Origin of the sequence: Aquirufa sp. (assembly GCF_044377215.1) — a bacterium.
Classification (GTDB): domain Bacteria; phylum Bacteroidota; class Bacteroidia; order Cytophagales; family Spirosomataceae; genus Aquirufa.
On the sequence record NZ_JBILJM010000004.1, the window covers coordinates 43,391 to 59,294 of the forward strand.

Below are 15,904 nucleotides of genomic sequence, written 5' to 3' on the forward strand. Positions count from 1 at the left end.
AGGTGAGAGGTAAGAGGTGAGAAGTAAGAGGTAGTTATTTTAGGCACACCTCTCACCTCTTACCTTATCTAGTCTTCTCTTCTCCCGCCCAACAAGTTAACGTAGTAAAGTAATTGAGCTAACATGCCTAGTGCTGCGACAACGTACGTCATTGCTGCCCACCAAAGTGCATCTTTGGACATGCTATATTCTGCCGGAGTAACAATGTTGTTTGCTTTAATCCAGGCTAATGCTCGATTAGAGGCATCAAATTCTACCGGTAGTGTGATAAAACTGAAAAGTGTAGCCATGGCGAAAAGGATTACACCAATTTGTAAAACGGTCGTATTTCCTGTTGAATACAACAGCATCATGCCGCCCATTAACAATAAGGGCATAAACCCATTTGCGAAGTTTAGCATGGGAACCATCGCACTGCGGAATTGTAAAAAACTGTAAGCGCGCGCATGCTGAACGGCGTGTCCACATTCGTGCGCAGCAACTGCCGCAGCGGCTGCATTTCGACCATGAAAGACATCCGCGCTCAAATTGACTGTTTTGTCTGCTGGGTTATAGTGGTCTGTCAACTTCCCATCTACGGTAATAACGCGCACGTCTGAAATGCCGTGGTCTGCAAGCATGCGATTCGCGATTTCTTCACCGGAAAGATTACTTTGCAAGCTTTGTTCTGAATACGTTTTAAACTTGGATTTTAAGCGCCATGAAATAAGCATGCCAAGTACACCAAAAATGATTGCTATTAAATACATATTTTTATTGTTTTAGTTTTTGAATAATTCCTGTTGTTGAATAACTAGGTACTAATGGAATAGTTTTAACCTGACCACCTGCCGCTATAACTTCTTTTGCCCCCACAATTGTTTCAAAGGAATAATCGTCTCCCTTGACCAATATATCAGGAAGTAGGATATTGATTAATTCCAATGGTGTTTCTTCGTGAAAAACGATCACAAGGTCAACAAATTGCAACGAGGCAATAATGCGCGCACGCGCATATTCATTGTTGACAGGTCGCTCTGGGCCTTTCAGTACTCGAACTGATGCATCTGAATTTACGCCAACAATCATTTTTGAGCCTGTTTGATGTGCTTTTTCAAGGTAATCAACATGGCCTAAATGTAAAATATCAAAGCAGCCGTTGGTGAAAACGACTTGCTCGCCCGCCGACTTCCAGTCGTCTCGGCGCTGCAATGCTTCTGCTAATTCGCAAATTTTATATTGAGTTGACACCGGCATGTTTCTTAGGTAAAAATAAGGTTAATAAGAAACTTAATCCGCCCAATAACAAGATGAGGGCCATTTGAGTTCCATGAAAAAAGGTGGCTAATAGGGTAGCCTCTTTAAGTGGAATTAAATAAAATCCAAGTGCCGAGGCCACCAAACTATGGTAAGCTCCAATACCTCCTTGTGTAGGTGTGGCCATGCCGAATGTTCCCATAACGAGAACAGTTAATGCAGCAGAAAATCCCAAAGAGGAACTAATTGGGAAGGCTAAAAATAAGGTGTACGTATTAGCAAAATAAGCAATCCAAATGGCTATCGAGTAAAAAACAAATTTACTCGGTTGGCTAACTTCTTGAATACTGGAAATTCCGAGCACCCAACCATGGATTTTTTTTCCAATACTTGAGTTGCTCGTAAACTTATTCCAGCGTTCCAAAATCACCGGTTTTTTAACCCAGAGTAGGGCTAAAATGGCAATTAATCCACTAGCTAATCCGGCTAACGTCAATATTGAGGGCAATTGAAAGTTTGGAAACAAGAATTGTTGGATCGGTTTCCACTCAACTAAAAAGGTTAGTCCAACCAGGATCAATAGTCCTAGTAAATCCACGATCCGCTCTGTTATTACTGTTCCAAATGATTTTTCAAATGGAATATCCGCCGTCTTTTGTAAGGACCCACAACGCGATACTTCGCCCATGCGGGGAACAAGAAAATTAGCAAAATAACCAATCAATACGGCTGATAAGGTTCGTGTCGTTCCTGGATAATAGTGCATGGCGCCAAGCAACTGCTCCCAACGTAATGCCCGAAAAATATGCGATATCAGTGCTATTAGTATCGATATACCCACCCAGGTGTAGTTGGCCTGCTGAAAAGTAACGTAAATATCATTCCAACGTAAATCACTTTTGTCTATGGCCCAATAGAGCAATGCGGCTGCTAGTAGGGTTGAGAAGGCGTATTTGAGGAATGATTTGATCATTAGGGCGTTTCGAATTCGGAATCAGATGCCAAAATAAAGACCTTTGGTGAATTAATGATGCGGATTTACGATTAATTTTTTATATTTTTGCATTTGTTTTTTGGGATAATCTCCCCTAACTAATTTTAGCATGTCTAAATTACGTATTCTTTACGTTTCCAGCGAGGTCGATCCGTTCCTCAATACTTCCAAAATAGCTGATTTTGTTCGCGCGTTACCTACTGCAATGCAAGAGCGTGGTATGGAAATTCGAATTTTGGTGCCTCGTTTTGGTTCCATCAATGAACGTAAAAATCGCTTACATGAGGTAGTTCGTCTTTCTGGAATTACAATTCCAATGGGAGATGAGGAGAAGCCGTTGACGATTAAAGTAGCAAGCATACCTGCTGCCAAACTTCAGGTATATTTTATTGATAATGAGGATTATTTCCAGCGGAAATATGTGCTGACCGACAAGGATGATGCTTTTTATGCTGATAATCATGAGCGTGCCATATTTTTCTGTAAGGGTGCATTAGAGACAGTTATCAAATTAGGTTGGTCGCCAGATGTAATTCATTGCAATGATTGGATGGCTAGTTTGGTGCCTTTATACATTTCAACATATTACCGCAGTCATCCGATATTTAAAGATTCAAAAACAATTTTCTCTCCACACAATTCGGGCTTTGATTTTACGTTTTCATCCGACGATTTGAACGAGAAAGTTAAAATAGGTGACATGGATGATTCCGGTTTATCTAGTTTACAGACAGCTGATTATGCTGCATTTATTAAAATTGGGGCAGAGTTTGCCGATAAAATAGTATCCTTAGAAAACGCGGATAATACCCGTATCCAATCGATTATTGATGAATTTCAAGATAAAACCTTCCAAAATATTGCCGATAATGACCTCGATTTCTTCGAAAAAGCCTACATTGAATTGGCTGGCAACTAAATGGTTGGGGATTTTTTCCCTTTTTCTAGCTTCATGTGACACACCAAAAGAAATTGGTGCTGACTTATTTAGCGTTGAGGTGGGTTTGAATTTTACGGATACCCTGCAGATTGAATCGTCTACTGTTCTGATAGATTCTATTCAAACGGGCGGGAGCAATTCATTTTTGATTGGTTCCTATCAGCATCCTGACTTAGGTACGTTCCAGTCTTCGTTCTTTGCGCAAATTTCAAATGCAGATACGTTGACTTCAAAAAGTACTTCCATCATGGATTCCGTTCGTATGAGTTTGGTTTATACGAGTTTTCAAGGAGATACATTGCAGCCCCAAACAATTTCGATTTATAAATTAAAGGACAGTTTAAGCCTTTCGACTAGCTACTTTACGAATTCCAATGTTGCTTATGATGCAAATCCAGTCGCTCTACATACGTTTAAACCACGTGTCGTTAAAGCGCGTTCGTTCAATGGAGATTCCTTAAAATTAGATACATTAACTTTTCGTATGTCGGCTGCATACGGGAGTGAATTGATTAAAAATTATACAGATAAATCATTATCAGGAGGAGGCAAATTATTTCGAGCTTCATTCCCCGGTTTGTATATTAAATCTTCGAGTGCCGCTAAAGCCGCTTTACTAGGTATCTCTCCAGCTTATTCTAAAATGACACTTTACTGGCATAATCCAGGTGATGAAACGAAGTATTATCTGAATTACTATTTTAGTTTGTCTACTGCGCGTTCAGATGAGGTTCAAGCAAGATTCAATAAGTTTGAAATTACTAGATCGGGAACATTAGCTGCTTTAGTAAAGCCAGGAGATATTATTTCTTCCAAGAAGACGAACAATACAACTTATGTACAGTCAGGTTCTGGAATTGTAACTCGGATTAATTTACCTACGTTATTGAATTTGAAGGGCAAGAACAATGTGGCGGTCAATAAAGCAGAATTGGTTCTGTCCGGGATAGATGGCTTAGATCTTAATAATACCTTGGGCCAGTTATCTTTGATATTAGTTGATGGTGCAAATAAACCCTTACGTAATTCCAGTGGCTTAGGTTTTGTAGTTTCAGAAGGTGGTGGTGGTATTCAAACAGCAACTTATAATGCAGCCTTTAATAACTATACGTTCAATATTACGACCGAATTGCAATCAGTTTTGGCAGGTCGTAAGTCAAACTTAGGTTATTTGGTAACGCCAACGTTAGCGAGTTCTTCCAATGGAATGACAAAATTGGTTAGTGAAAGTGCACGTTTCGTGCCACTCAATGCGCTAAAAGCTAAGGTTCGCTTGTATTATTCCTATATTGCCAAATAAATTTTCGGCAACATGTCTCTGTCTAGTTTAAGCTTACGTGTCAGTTTAGTTCAAACTGATTTAGTTTGGGATAGTCCAATTTCTAACTGCGGGCAGTTAGAGGAACAGTTAACTCATTTAATTGGCAAGACTGACCTAATCATCCTACCTGAAATGTTTACCACCGGATTTAGTATGTCGGCATTACATGCTGAAATACCTCAAGGTCCAAGCACGCAATGGATGATCATGCAAGCCAAACGTATCCATGCGGTTATCTTGGGTAGTTTAAAAATCAAAGATAAAAAAGGCTTGGTTAATCGGCTTGTAGTCGCTTTTCCGGATGGTTCTATTCAGACGTACGATAAAAAACATTTGTTTCGTATGGGTTTGGAGCACGAAAGTTATCAGTCGGGCACTGAAAAATTGGTGTTTTCCTATAAAAATTGGCGTATCGCCCCTTTTATTTGTTATGATTTACGTTTTCCTGTTTGGTCTCGAAATGTTGATTTGGGATATGATTTAGCAATTTACGTGGCTAATTGGCCCGCTGCTAGATCGCAAGCTTGGGATGTTTTGTTAAAAGCTAGAGCAATCGAAAATTTGGCTTTTGTGGCGGGTGTTAATCGAATTGGAATAGATGGGAATGGGCTTGAATATGCGGGCCATTCTGCCTTAATATCATTTAAAGGAGATGAATTAGTTCAATTGGGTTCGGAGGCAAATATCCAGCAATACAGTCTGAGCTTTGATGATTTAACGACATTTAGGAATACTTTCCCTGCCCATTTAGACGCAGATGCGTTTGAGCTTATTTAGTTTTGTCTTGAAAAAAAGAAGTTAAGCCTCCAGGGTATGCCTTCGCTTCGCTGATGCTACAGTCCGCCATTAATTTCCCCTGATTGATCAAAAGAATTCGATCGCAAATGCTTTCTACTTCACTTAGCAAGTGACTCGAAAATAAAATGGTTTTGTTTGATTTTAATGAAAGGATCAACTGTCGTATTTCCTCCATTTGATTTGGATCGAGTCCGCTAGTAGGTTCATCCAGAATTAGGATGTCGGGATTATGAAAAATAGCTTGAGCAATACCGACGCGTTGTTGGTACCCTTTTGATAATTCGCCTATTTTTTTGGATTGTTCGCGGGAAAGACCTACTAGTTCAACGACCTCCTGGATGCGTTTTTGGCAATTTTTGTTGGTGTATCCATGTAATTTCCCAATAATCTCTAAAAATTCTTTGACATACATTTCGGGATAAATAGGGTTATTTTCCGCTAAATAGCCGATTTGTTTTTTAAGAGCGAGGGTATTTGATTGAATATCAATTCCCTGAATTTGTGCCGATCCTTCGGTTGGCGGTAGTAAGCCGACGAGCATTTTTAGGGTACTTGATTTTCCTGCACCATTGGGTCCCAAGAATCCTATAATTTCTCCTGGTTGTGCCTGGAAATTCAAACCTTGTACAGCCCATTGTTGGCCATATTTTTTACCTAAATTTGAAACGAAAATTGGCATAGCTGTTAAGGCATATTTTATCTGACAAAGGTAGGAAAATGGGAACTAATTCTGATTACCTTTGTGTTTTCGTTTCAAAATCAAATTCATGCAAGAGGAAAGTATACGTTTAGATCGTATTGAGGATGCCATTGAGGATATTCGTCAAGGTAAAATGATTATTGTTGCTGATGATGAAAATCGGGAAAATGAGGGTGATTTGATTTGTGCTTCGGAAGCCATCACACCAGAGATCGTAAATTTCATGATCCGTGAAGCGCGTGGACTGATGTGCGTTTCGTTGACTAATGAGCGTTGTGCTGAGTTGGGACTCGAAATGATGGTTGATCAAAATACAACTTCGCACGAAACTCCGTTTACGGTCTCCGTTGATTTATTAGGCCATGGCTGCACGACGGGTATTTCTGCACAAGATCGATCCAAAACAATCAAAGCTTTAGTTGACCCAGCTACAAAACCTACTGATTTAGGTCGACCGGGTCATATATTCCCACTTAAGAGTAGATCAGAAGGCGTATTGCGCCGCACTGGTCACACGGAGGCTTCCATGGATTTTGCCAAATTAGCCGGATTTAAACCCTCAGGCGTTTTAATTGAAATCCTAAATGAGGATGGTTCCATGGCGCGCCTACCTGATTTGCGCATAATTGCTGATAAGTTCAATCTTAAGTTGGTGACCATCAAAGATTTAATCGAATATCGATTAAGTACAGAATCGTTAATCCAGCGTGAAATTGGCGTAGATATGCCTACTGAATGGGGTCATTTTGATTTGATAGCATTTAAGCAAAAAAATACGGATGATACACATTTAGCTTTAATTAAAGGTACGTGGGAGAAAGACGAACCTGTATTAGTTCGTGTACACAGTTCGTGTGTAACTGGTGATATCTTTGGGTCTTGTCGGTGCGATTGCGGTGGTCAGCTCCATAAAGCCATGGAAATGGTTGAAAAAGCGGGTAAAGGCGTTGTCTTATATATGTTTCAAGAAGGTCGGGGAATTGGTTTGTTGAACAAACTTAAAGCATATAAATTACAGGAATTGGGCCGTGATACCGTGGAAGCTAATCTAGAATTAGGCTTTGCGATGGATGAGCGCGATTATGGGGTAGGGGCTCAAATTCTGCGCGATTTAGGCGTACAGAAAATCCGATTGATTTCGAATAATCCTAAAAAACGGGCTGGACTTTTAGGATATGGTTTAGAGATTGTTGAAAGTCTCCCAATTGAAATTGCTTCAAATCCACACAATGAAGCTTACTTAACCACCAAGCGAGATAAGATGGGTCACACCATTTTGAAAGCATAAAAAAAGCTCCTGATGATTATCAGGAGCTTTTTTTGTTAATTATTTCCAAGTATGATTGGGGTTGATTTTCCACCTCCCATGATGATTACCTTGGCATTGGGTGATTTAGCTAATTCTTTTTGAGCAATGATAGCTTCATATTGCAATTGTTTGTCGCTAAGACCTGTAGAAAGAATTTTTTGATAATCCGCGATACCTTGCGCTTCTACTCGTTTACGTTCTGCTTCTTGCTTCTCTTTTTGTAAGACAAATTGCATCTTTTGAGCATCCTGCTCCGCATTAATTTTAGATTCAATCGTTTGCTTAACGGAGTTAGGTAAATTGATATTGCGAATTAGCAATTGTTCAAGAACCAGTCCACGCTTTTTAAAATTCTTTTCTATATCGGCATAAATTCTGTTTTGGAATTCATTCCGTTTTAACGAATATAATCCCACGGCATCATAATAGACAGCATTGTCACGAATCATGGTACGTGTTACCGGTCTTACAATTTTATCACGATAATCTTCGCCAATTTCCCTAAGTATACGTGGAGTTTCAGATGGCAAAATACGGTATAGAATGGTTAGATCTACAACAACCTCAAGTCCATCTGCCGTTAATACGCGAATAGCGTCATCTCCGCTTTTATCTCCTTCATCATGTACACCAGACATCGTATAATTCTGCGTTTTGGTATCAAAAATAGTGACTGTGGCAATTGGGTTGATAAAGTTTAGTCCACTAGTAAGTGTCTGGTTTTGAACTTTACCAAAGATACTTTGTACGCCCACTTCCCCCGCGTTCACTTGTTTGATTACGGAGGTTGAAATACCTAACAAAAAAAGAACAATTGCGACGATCCGTAAAGAATTCGCATACTTTGAGAAAACTAAATTAGGGTTTGAGATGGCGCGACTTGCTATGAACAAAATAACGCCAATAAATATAAAAAACATAGGTTAGTGATTTAGGTTTTGTCTCTGAGAGAACACAATAGTACAAATAATTTGCTTGTAAAGATAGGAGTAAAATTAGTTTATAAGTTTTTGGGACTCTTATTTTGCCAACGATTATTTGGCAAAAAATCCCTAATTTTGGGCATGATTGAGATCAAAAATATTCATAAAGAATTTGATGGCCGCATAGTTTTGGATGACATTAGCGCTGTTTTTAAGCAGGGTAAAGTTAATATGGTGATTGGAGGTAGCGGGACAGGTAAATCAGTTCTTTTGAAATGTATGATTGGGATTTTAACACCTGAGCGAGGTGCTGTCATGTACGACGGGCGAGACTTTATCAAATCTGACCTAGATCAAGTGAAGGAAATTAGGCGCGAAATGGGTGTTTTATTTCAAGGTGGGGCTCTTTTTGATTCCAAGACTGTTCTCGAAAATGTTCGTTTTCCCTTAGATATATTGACTTCCCAAACCCCAGAGGAAAAAAATACACAAGCCATGTTATGTTTGCAGCGTGTTGGCTTAGAAGCATCTGCTCATCAGATGCCCTCAGATATTTCGGGTGGAATGAAAAAACGGGTTGGCATTGCTCGGGCTATCGTCATGAATCCGAAATACCTTTTTTGTGATGAACCCAACTCGGGGTTAGACCCATTAACGGCCGTAAAAATTGATTTATTAATCCAAGAAATTACGAAAGAATTTAATATTACTACGATTGTGATCTCTCATGATATGAATTCAGTCATGCGTATGGGTGAGTATATTATTTTTTTAAAGGATGGCAAAAAGTGTTGGGAGGGTAATTCAACTAATATTCTTCAAACGGAGACTCCAGATTTACAAGAATTTTTATCTACGAAATTAACCTAATATGCCTCAAGTTTATTCGGCACCGCTTGTCGTAGAAAATGTATCGTTGAAGCAATACAATACCTTTGGGATTGATGTATCAGCTCGCTATTTTGTTGAAATCAATCATTTGCAAGAATACGTGCAGTTAATTCACGAACAAAAATATGCGCATATTGACCACATGTTTGTAGGTGGAGGAAGTAATTTGCTGTTGACTCAGGATGTGAATGCCTTAGTTGTTAAAATTTCATTTGCAGGAATTGAGGTACTTGACGAATCAGCTGATTTTGTGTGGGTTCGTGCAGGTTCAGGTGTTAATTGGCATGATTTTGTTCAATATGCAGTTGATCATAAGTGGGCAGGTATTGAAAATTTATCGCTCATTCCAGGTACGGTTGGTGCAGCACCTATGCAAAATATTGGCGCCTATGGGGTAGAAATTAAAGATACATTTGATCATTTGGAAGCCCTAAATTTAGAAACATTACTCATTGAGCGATTTGATTCGGAGGCATGCCAATTTGGTTACCGAGAAAGTTATTTTAAACATGCCGGTAAAGGACGTTATTTGATCGCCTCTGTATGTTTTAAATTAGCCAAAAAGCCAACACTCCATATTTCGTATGGCGCTATAAAAGATGTTTTAACTACAAATGGTATTGTCAATCCAGGGATTCGCGAGGTTGCTGATGCGGTGATTTCGATCCGAAAAAGCAAATTGCCTGATCCAAAAGACATAGGTAATTCTGGGAGCTTTTTTAAAAACCCTACGGTTTCAGCTGCCGAATCAATCCGATTGCAGCATGATTTTCCAGGTATTCCGCATTATGCTGTACCGGAAAGTACGGATATAAAGTTTCCAGCTGGCTGGTTTATTGAACAAGCTGGGTGGAAAGGTTACCGCTCAGGGGATGCCGGTGTCCATGTAAATCAAGCTTTGGTACTTGTGAATTATGGTCAAGCAACAGGCGTTGAGATTAAAGAATTATCGGAGCAAATAAAAGCGTCCGTATTAGCTAAATTTGGTGTTCCTCTGGAAACCGAAGTAAACATCATATGATATGCAATTACCTAGTGTAGCCTCCATTGAAAAAGGACCTTTTTTTTTAATGGCTGGAAGTTGTGCGATTGAAAGTAACGATTTAGCTTTTGAAATAGCGGAACGTATTCATGTTATTACCAAATCGATGGGGATTCCCTATATTTTTAAAGGTTCCTACCGCAAGGCTAATCGAACGAAAATCGATTCATTTACAGGGATTGGGGATATTAAGGCACTCGAAATTTTAAAAGCAGTTGGTGATCATTACGACATTCCTACCGTCACTGACATTCACGAAAGTGGCGAAGCGGCCATGGCAGCTGCTTATGTGGATGTACTTCAAATTCCAGCTTTTTTATGCCGACAAACAGATTTGTTGGCCGCCGCAGCCCAAACCGGTAAAGCTGTCAATATAAAGAAAGGGCAATTTATGTCGGGAGCTTCGATGAAATTTGCCGTTGAAAAAGTGCTCCATGAAAATCCCAACGCACTTGTTTACCTGACAGACCGCGGGAATTCATTTGGTTATGGTGATTTAATAGTTGATTACCGTAATCTGCCCGAAATGGCTTCCTTAGGTGTACCTGTTATCATGGATTGCACACACTCGTTACAGCGTCCCAATCAAGGGAATGGGGTGACGGGTGGCCAACCAGCCTTAATTGAAACGATAGCTAAAGCGGCCATTGCCGTGGGTGCTGATGGTATTTTTATAGAGACTCATCCAAATCCCGCAGTCGCAAAGTCAGATGGAGCTAATATGCTTCCGTTGGACCAACTAGAACGATTACTTGAAAAATTAATGAAAGTGCGTGAAGCTATTGTTTAATATCCATAAATGAGTTGAAGTCCAATATCTGTTTTATGCGATTTTGGTATTAAGTCTAGGCCAGATCCACTAGTTTCTTTTTCGAAATATTGGGTTCTGGCTATTTTTATGCCTAATTCCCAATGTTTGGAGAGTGTATAACTTAGCAAAGCCAAATTTCGCATGCTAGGGTCGTAATAGGCAGGAAGGCTGAATGAATAGGCTAGTGTAGGTTCAAATGCGTATAAACGTGTATCGTAACTCGGCGTGTGTACCCAAGCGATGCGTGTTTGAAGTTTCCAATTTCGATGTGAATATTGAATGTCATGTAGCCACATGGCACCCAATTCATTTTGGTCTGGAGAGACTAGGTAGCTGAGCATCAGTCGGCTATGCCATTTGACATGACTTATTAAATCCCGATGAAGATCAAAACTGGCTTGTAAATGATTTTTTCGCTGGTTAGACTCAATGGATTGATTAGTCCATTTTAACTGAGAAAAATAGTGCCCCTTTTTTTTGCGATCCCATTGAAATCGCGTAAGTATTTCAACGCCCCAAGCACGATTAAATGCATACGTAAAATTTTGTTTAGGAAAATAGAAATAGTCAATGTAAGATGAGAGTCGTTGATATTTTGAAATTTGGAATTGGTTTCCTACGAATATGCCGACTTCATTTTTTGTTTGCGAACCTTCCCCAAGCGATTGAGCCATTGGACTGAAATATCCTGTGCCATAATATCGAAGTAAAGTGGAAAAATCTAGTTTTTGTGAAATAGGGAATGCGATTGATTCAATACATGCAATGGCTTTTGAATTAGTCGAAGCGAATTCACCAGCCAAGAATACGTTTTTCCAAGGGATATGATGAGCGATTGCATAATTTGTCAACTGGTCCCCTTGCCATTCTGTTTGATTATAAACTTGTGTATTACGCTTTGGAATGTCCCATTGATGTTGTGTGGAAGAAAAACTGACGTAGCCTTGTGCAATAGGAACTAACGCTTGGAAGCCCCAAGCGTATTCAGTAAGGCTAGATTTGTTCTTTAATTCGGTACTTGTTCGGTGATTTCCGTCCACATCTATACTCCGGTAAAATGGACGGTTTAAACTGTCTTTGGATATGGATGCATCTAGATTTCTAGTTGATTGAAATATGGCAAAAGTGACGGGTCCCCAATGAGCTTGAAGATTCATGCCTCGGTAAAAAGCGGATTCGCCGCTAGATGAATAGGGGAGACCACCTAAATTGAATTTTTGGGTGGCACGAATACTTTCATAAGTCTTTCCAAGGGAAAAGCCGCCAGATTGGATTAGCCCTTGTCCCCATTGATTGATGAAGTCGCCTAAGATTAATTTATCCACCCATTTTTGGGGCTTGACCTCCAGGTAAAAACTTTTAAAATTGGTTAAATCAGATTCTCCCGCATCTTTTTGTAGCGTGAATCCAGCTCGAATAGTACGATTTAGTTTACCTCGATAACGAATATTTTGTGCCCAAGGATTTCCGACATATCTGATTTTGCCTCTTGCGGTGGGTGGACTAAATCCCACTTTTTCTTCAAGCGTTCGTTCGAATTTCACGAGGAGTTGTTCGCTTACTTGCTCGCCCTGATACCATTTTTTTTGTGGAGTTTCACATATAAGTATCCCTACTGTTTTTTGCAGTGTTTCTAGGTCCCACCCCGCAATAATCTGTAGTTCGTGCATGGATATAAATGGCCCGTGGGAATTTCGATAAGCCCAAAACGACTGTAATTGACTTTCTGAAAAGAGATGTAAGCCTTGCATCTCCTCTGATGTCACGAAGTTAATGTCAAATGGATTTTGTTGGAAGAATTGTAGGCGTGTTTCCTCCACTTCGCGTACTGCGTCATGAACTTGCGTTTGCGCACGGGCGCCAAAAGAAAAGAAGAGTAATAGAATACAATACCTCACGAACTAGTTTTTACGAAACTAGGCGATACGTATTGAAATTGAGGGTAAAAAACTGATAATGAAAATCAACTAATTGAATTTTCGGTCAACTAGAATGTAGAATTCGTTCCACGTATCTTCATTTTCTGGATGTAAGTATTGACCGAACCGACTCTCAATTTCTGATTTCCACTGAGTTGCAGTGGCATCTGAGTCGACAAATTCGATGAGTCGTTGGAATTCATCTGCATTCCCATTAAACAAGTCTTGAATGAAATTCAATTTTTGAAAAAGGGAAATACTCTCCCAAAGGGAATTTGTCATGTTAATCTCCACCATATTTTTTAATGACGGGTCTGTCACTTGAATGGTGTCTATTACTTTTTCTTCACTCGATTCCGCATGGATTTCATTGATGGATTTCGATTTTTCCAGTTCAATTGGCGCCTCTGTAATTTCAGGTTCTTCTACTTGCTCTATTGGAAGAATGATTTCAGGAAGCTCATCTTTTGCTTCGAAATAATCAGGAATCGTTTCTGCTTGGTTTACGCTTATGTCTTTCTCTTCAATATCTGGAAGTGAATCAATCGGTGAAGCATAATATACCTCAGAGCTTAGTAACTCAGCAAAGCTTGGTACTTCTGTTTGGGTAACGGGGGATTGTTGGCCCAGCGAGTCAATCCATCCTTGCCAAATGAAGTTTGGTAAAATGACATGGGGTAGGAGTAGGTTCACTGCCGACTGCCATTTTTCTTGCATGCGGGCATTTTGCCAGTCGAAATTCGGTAATTTTTCAGCCAAACCAGCGCCCGATAACTGATGTACTAATTCTTCTTGAATGACTGTTAATATTTCAGGTGCAACATCAGATTGCATGATTTCCAGAAAAGAGACAACCGCTTCGTCGCTGTTGTAGTAATGAAGAAAAATATTGGGCGTTTGCATAGGTACCGTTATTTAATTGCTAAGGCTTCGCAGGCTTTCATGGCTGCATTTTGTTCTGCTTTTTTCTTAGAATATCCTTTGCCGCTACTGATTTTTTCTCCTTCAAGTAAAACGAGCGCAGTAAATTCTTTGTCGTGGTGTGTTCCTTCTTCATCCAAGGTAAATTGTATTTTTTTACCTTCTTTTTGAGCCCACTCGATGAGTAACGATTTAAAATTGGGATTATTTTGAACGACTGTATCTAAATCAAAATATTGGGTCAAAATCTTTTTGACGATGAATTTTTGCGTAAATGCAAATCCTTTATCGAGGTAAACAGCACCAATAAATGCCTCTAATGCATCGCCATGCATACTTGAACGTGACATGGAACTACGCTTTAAGCTTTCGTATTCGATGACTTCTTCTAAACCCAATTTGCGGCCAAGCACATTTAATGATTCTCTGCTTACCATACGTGAGCGTATTTCCGTTAAGAATCCTTCGTCTTTAAAAGGGAATTTTTGGAATAGATAACTGGCTGTAATCATGCCAAGTACGGAGTCGCCTAAAAATTCAAGGCGTTCATTTGACTCTTTGTATGATTTAGCAACAGATTCTTTTGAGGCCGAGGCGTGTAAAAATGCCAGTCGGTATAAATTCAAATTTGTGGGACTAGCCCCAATAAGATGTTTGACTGATTTATAAAGGTGCTTCTCACGTTCGTCTTTAGCTTTTTGAAAGAACAACGAGAACGATGAAAAAATCGTCATAAATTAGATTTTTCTAAAGATAACGGTCGCATTATGTCCTCCAAATCCAAAGCCATTACTTAAAGCAACATTGATTTCACGCGATTTTCCTACATTTTCTGTCAAATCGATGCGCTGGTCAATTTCAGGATCACGATTAAATACGTTGATTGTTGGCGGTACAAACTGATGTTTTATCGCTAATACAGAAGCAACAGCTTCCACGGCTCCAGCTCCACCTAATAAGTGGCCTGTCATGGATTTCGTCGAGGAAATAGATAACTTATAGGCATGTTCCCCAAAGCAATCTACGATTGCTTTGATCTCTTGTGGATCACCAATTGGAGTAGATGTTCCGTGGGTATTAATGTAATCTACTTCTTCAGGTTTGATTTGAGCATCTTCCAATGCGTCAATCATGGATAATAAGGCACCATATCCATCTGGATGTGGGGCTGTTATGTGATGGGCATCTGAGGAGAATCCACCGCCGATTAACTCTGCGTAAATTTTGGCACCACGCGCTTTTGCGTGCTCATATTCTTCCAATATCAGTGCACCAGCTCCTTCACCTACGACAAAACCATCACGGTCAACATCATAGGGACGTGAAGCGGTAGTTGGATCGTCATTACGCGTAGACATCGCGTGCATCGCTGTAAATCCACCAACAGACGCAATTGTTACGGGTGCCTCGGAACCTCCTGTGACACAAACGTTTATACGTCCTGTTCGGATGTAATTAAATGCATCAATTATAGCGTTGTTTGCGGATGAACAGGCAGAAACAGTTACATAGTTAGGTCCACGAAATCCATTACGAATGGAAATTTGGCCTGAACTAGAGTCTGCAATCATTTTAGGAATGAAGAATGGATTGATTTTTGGTGTCCCATCTCCTTGTCCGAAATAAATCATTTCGTCCTCAAAGGTTTTAAGTCCACCAATCCCTGATCCCCAAATTACGCCTACTTTATTTTTATTTAAAGTTTCCATATCAAATGCAGCATCTGCAATTGCTTCATCTGCTGCAATCACCGCATACTGCGTGAATGGATCCATTTTTCTAGCTTCTTTGGTATTGATGTAATCTTCTACCTTGAAGTCTTTTAATTCACAAGCAAAACGAGTCTTGAATTTTTCAGCATCAAATCGGGTGATAGGAGCACAACCACTTTTTCCGGCAGCTAAGCCTTCCCAAAATGTGTCTACCGTATTTCCAATCGGTGTTAGAGCCCCTAGGCCCGTTACTACTACACGTTTTAACTCCATAATTTGGTATAACTAGATTTGTTGCAATAAAAAATGTCAATTAGTATAGGGCATTAACCTAGGAATATATCCGAAGGAATTACCATGTACCAATTGACATCATTTTTTATCGTA

16 protein-coding genes are annotated in these 15,904 nt (G+C 39.7%); 7 read left to right on the forward strand and 9 right to left on the reverse strand.

Features of this window, described 5'->3' with window-relative positions:
* Positions 1-68 precede the first annotated feature (68 nt).
* The 3 genes from ACIQ6T_RS02620 to ACIQ6T_RS02630 are packed head-to-tail and all read right to left on the reverse strand — an operon-like array spanning position 69 to position 2,209.
* A complete protein-coding gene (locus ACIQ6T_RS02620) occupies positions 69-749 on the reverse strand; it encodes a zinc metallopeptidase (RefSeq protein WP_395783934.1) in 681 nt (226 codons plus the stop codon).
* A gap of 4 nt (positions 750-753) precedes the next feature.
* The gene (gene rfaE2 / locus ACIQ6T_RS02625) at positions 754-1,236 is read right to left on the reverse strand and encodes a D-glycero-beta-D-manno-heptose 1-phosphate adenylyltransferase (RefSeq protein ID WP_395783936.1); all 483 of its coding nucleotides are present in this window, start codon (positions 1,234-1,236) and stop codon (positions 754-756) included.
* Positions 1,214-2,209 carry a lysylphosphatidylglycerol synthase transmembrane domain-containing protein gene (locus ACIQ6T_RS02630; RefSeq protein WP_395783938.1) on the reverse strand — a complete coding sequence of 332 codons (996 nt, stop codon included), beginning with the start codon at positions 2,207-2,209 and terminating at the stop codon, positions 1,214-1,216. The genes rfaE2 and ACIQ6T_RS02630 overlap by 23 nt, the downstream gene beginning before the upstream one ends.
* Positions 2,210-2,339: 130 nt before the next feature.
* Between ACIQ6T_RS02630 and ACIQ6T_RS02635 the strand changes: the two genes are divergently transcribed.
* From ACIQ6T_RS02635 to ACIQ6T_RS02645, 3 genes are read left to right on the forward strand one after another with little or no spacing between them, the layout of a single operon-like run.
* Positions 2,340-3,149: a glycogen/starch synthase gene (locus tag ACIQ6T_RS02635; protein ID WP_395783940.1), complete on the forward strand. Its 810-nt coding sequence runs from the start codon at positions 2,340-2,342 to the stop codon at positions 3,147-3,149.
* Entirely contained in the window at positions 3,100-4,470 is a 1,371-nt protein-coding gene (locus tag ACIQ6T_RS02640; protein ID WP_395783942.1) for a DUF4270 family protein, read from the forward strand. The genes ACIQ6T_RS02635 and ACIQ6T_RS02640 overlap by 50 nt, the downstream gene beginning before the upstream one ends.
* Before the next feature lie 12 nt (positions 4,471-4,482).
* Complete coding sequence (locus ACIQ6T_RS02645) at positions 4,483-5,268, forward strand: amidohydrolase (RefSeq protein WP_395783944.1); 786 nt, start codon at positions 4,483-4,485, stop codon at positions 5,266-5,268.
* On the opposite strand, the gene ACIQ6T_RS02650 is transcribed toward ACIQ6T_RS02645, so the two are convergent.
* The gene (locus ACIQ6T_RS02650; protein ID WP_395783946.1) at positions 5,261-5,968 is read right to left on the reverse strand and encodes an ABC transporter ATP-binding protein; all 708 of its coding nucleotides are present in this window, start codon (positions 5,966-5,968) and stop codon (positions 5,261-5,263) included. The two genes, ACIQ6T_RS02645 and ACIQ6T_RS02650, sit on opposite strands and share 8 nt — an antisense overlap.
* Positions 5,969-6,056: 88 nt before the next feature.
* Here ACIQ6T_RS02650 and ACIQ6T_RS02655 point away from each other — a divergent pair, with 88 nt between their 5' ends.
* On the forward strand, positions 6,057-7,277 hold the full coding sequence (locus ACIQ6T_RS02655) for a bifunctional 3,4-dihydroxy-2-butanone-4-phosphate synthase/GTP cyclohydrolase II (RefSeq protein WP_395783948.1): 1,221 nt from the start codon (positions 6,057-6,059) through the stop codon (positions 7,275-7,277).
* Positions 7,278-7,312: 35 nt separating this feature from the next.
* On the opposite strand, the gene ACIQ6T_RS02660 is transcribed toward ACIQ6T_RS02655, so the two are convergent.
* Positions 7,313-8,218 carry a prohibitin family protein gene (locus tag ACIQ6T_RS02660; RefSeq protein WP_395783950.1) on the reverse strand — a complete coding sequence of 302 codons (906 nt, stop codon included), beginning with the start codon at positions 8,216-8,218 and terminating at the stop codon, positions 7,313-7,315.
* A 144-nt stretch (positions 8,219-8,362) separates the two neighbouring features.
* On the opposite strand from ACIQ6T_RS02660, the gene ACIQ6T_RS02665 reads away from it, so the two are divergent.
* From ACIQ6T_RS02665 to kdsA, 3 genes are read left to right on the forward strand one after another with little or no spacing between them, the layout of a single operon-like run.
* Complete coding sequence (locus ACIQ6T_RS02665) at positions 8,363-9,091, forward strand: ABC transporter ATP-binding protein (RefSeq protein ID WP_395783952.1); 729 nt, start codon at positions 8,363-8,365, stop codon at positions 9,089-9,091.
* A 1-nt stretch (position 9,092) separates the two neighbouring features.
* Positions 9,093-10,133 carry a UDP-N-acetylmuramate dehydrogenase gene (gene murB, locus ACIQ6T_RS02670; protein ID WP_395783954.1) on the forward strand — a complete coding sequence of 347 codons (1,041 nt, stop codon included), beginning with the start codon at positions 9,093-9,095 and terminating at the stop codon, positions 10,131-10,133.
* A 1-nt stretch (position 10,134) separates the two neighbouring features.
* Positions 10,135-10,944 carry a 3-deoxy-8-phosphooctulonate synthase gene (kdsA, locus tag ACIQ6T_RS02675; protein ID WP_395783956.1) on the forward strand — a complete coding sequence of 270 codons (810 nt, stop codon included), beginning with the start codon at positions 10,135-10,137 and terminating at the stop codon, positions 10,942-10,944.
* On the opposite strand, the gene ACIQ6T_RS02680 is transcribed toward kdsA, so the two are convergent.
* The 4 genes from ACIQ6T_RS02680 to fabF all read right to left on the reverse strand — a co-directional run bounded on the left by ACIQ6T_RS02680 (position 10,941) and on the right by fabF (position 15,790).
* Complete coding sequence (locus tag ACIQ6T_RS02680; protein WP_395783958.1) at positions 10,941-12,863, reverse strand: hypothetical protein; 1,923 nt, start codon at positions 12,861-12,863, stop codon at positions 10,941-10,943. The genes kdsA and ACIQ6T_RS02680 overlap by 4 nt on opposite strands.
* A gap of 69 nt (positions 12,864-12,932) precedes the next feature.
* Positions 12,933-13,787 carry a hypothetical protein gene (locus ACIQ6T_RS02685; protein WP_395783960.1) on the reverse strand — a complete coding sequence of 285 codons (855 nt, stop codon included), beginning with the start codon at positions 13,785-13,787 and terminating at the stop codon, positions 12,933-12,935.
* Positions 13,788-13,795: 8 nt separating this feature from the next.
* On the reverse strand, positions 13,796-14,539 hold the full coding sequence (rnc, locus tag ACIQ6T_RS02690; protein ID WP_395783962.1) for a ribonuclease III: 744 nt from the start codon (positions 14,537-14,539) through the stop codon (positions 13,796-13,798).
* A 3-nt stretch (positions 14,540-14,542) separates the two neighbouring features.
* Complete coding sequence (fabF, locus tag ACIQ6T_RS02695; protein ID WP_395783964.1) at positions 14,543-15,790, reverse strand: beta-ketoacyl-ACP synthase II; 1,248 nt, start codon at positions 15,788-15,790, stop codon at positions 14,543-14,545.
* Positions 15,791-15,904: the final 114 nt, after the last annotated feature.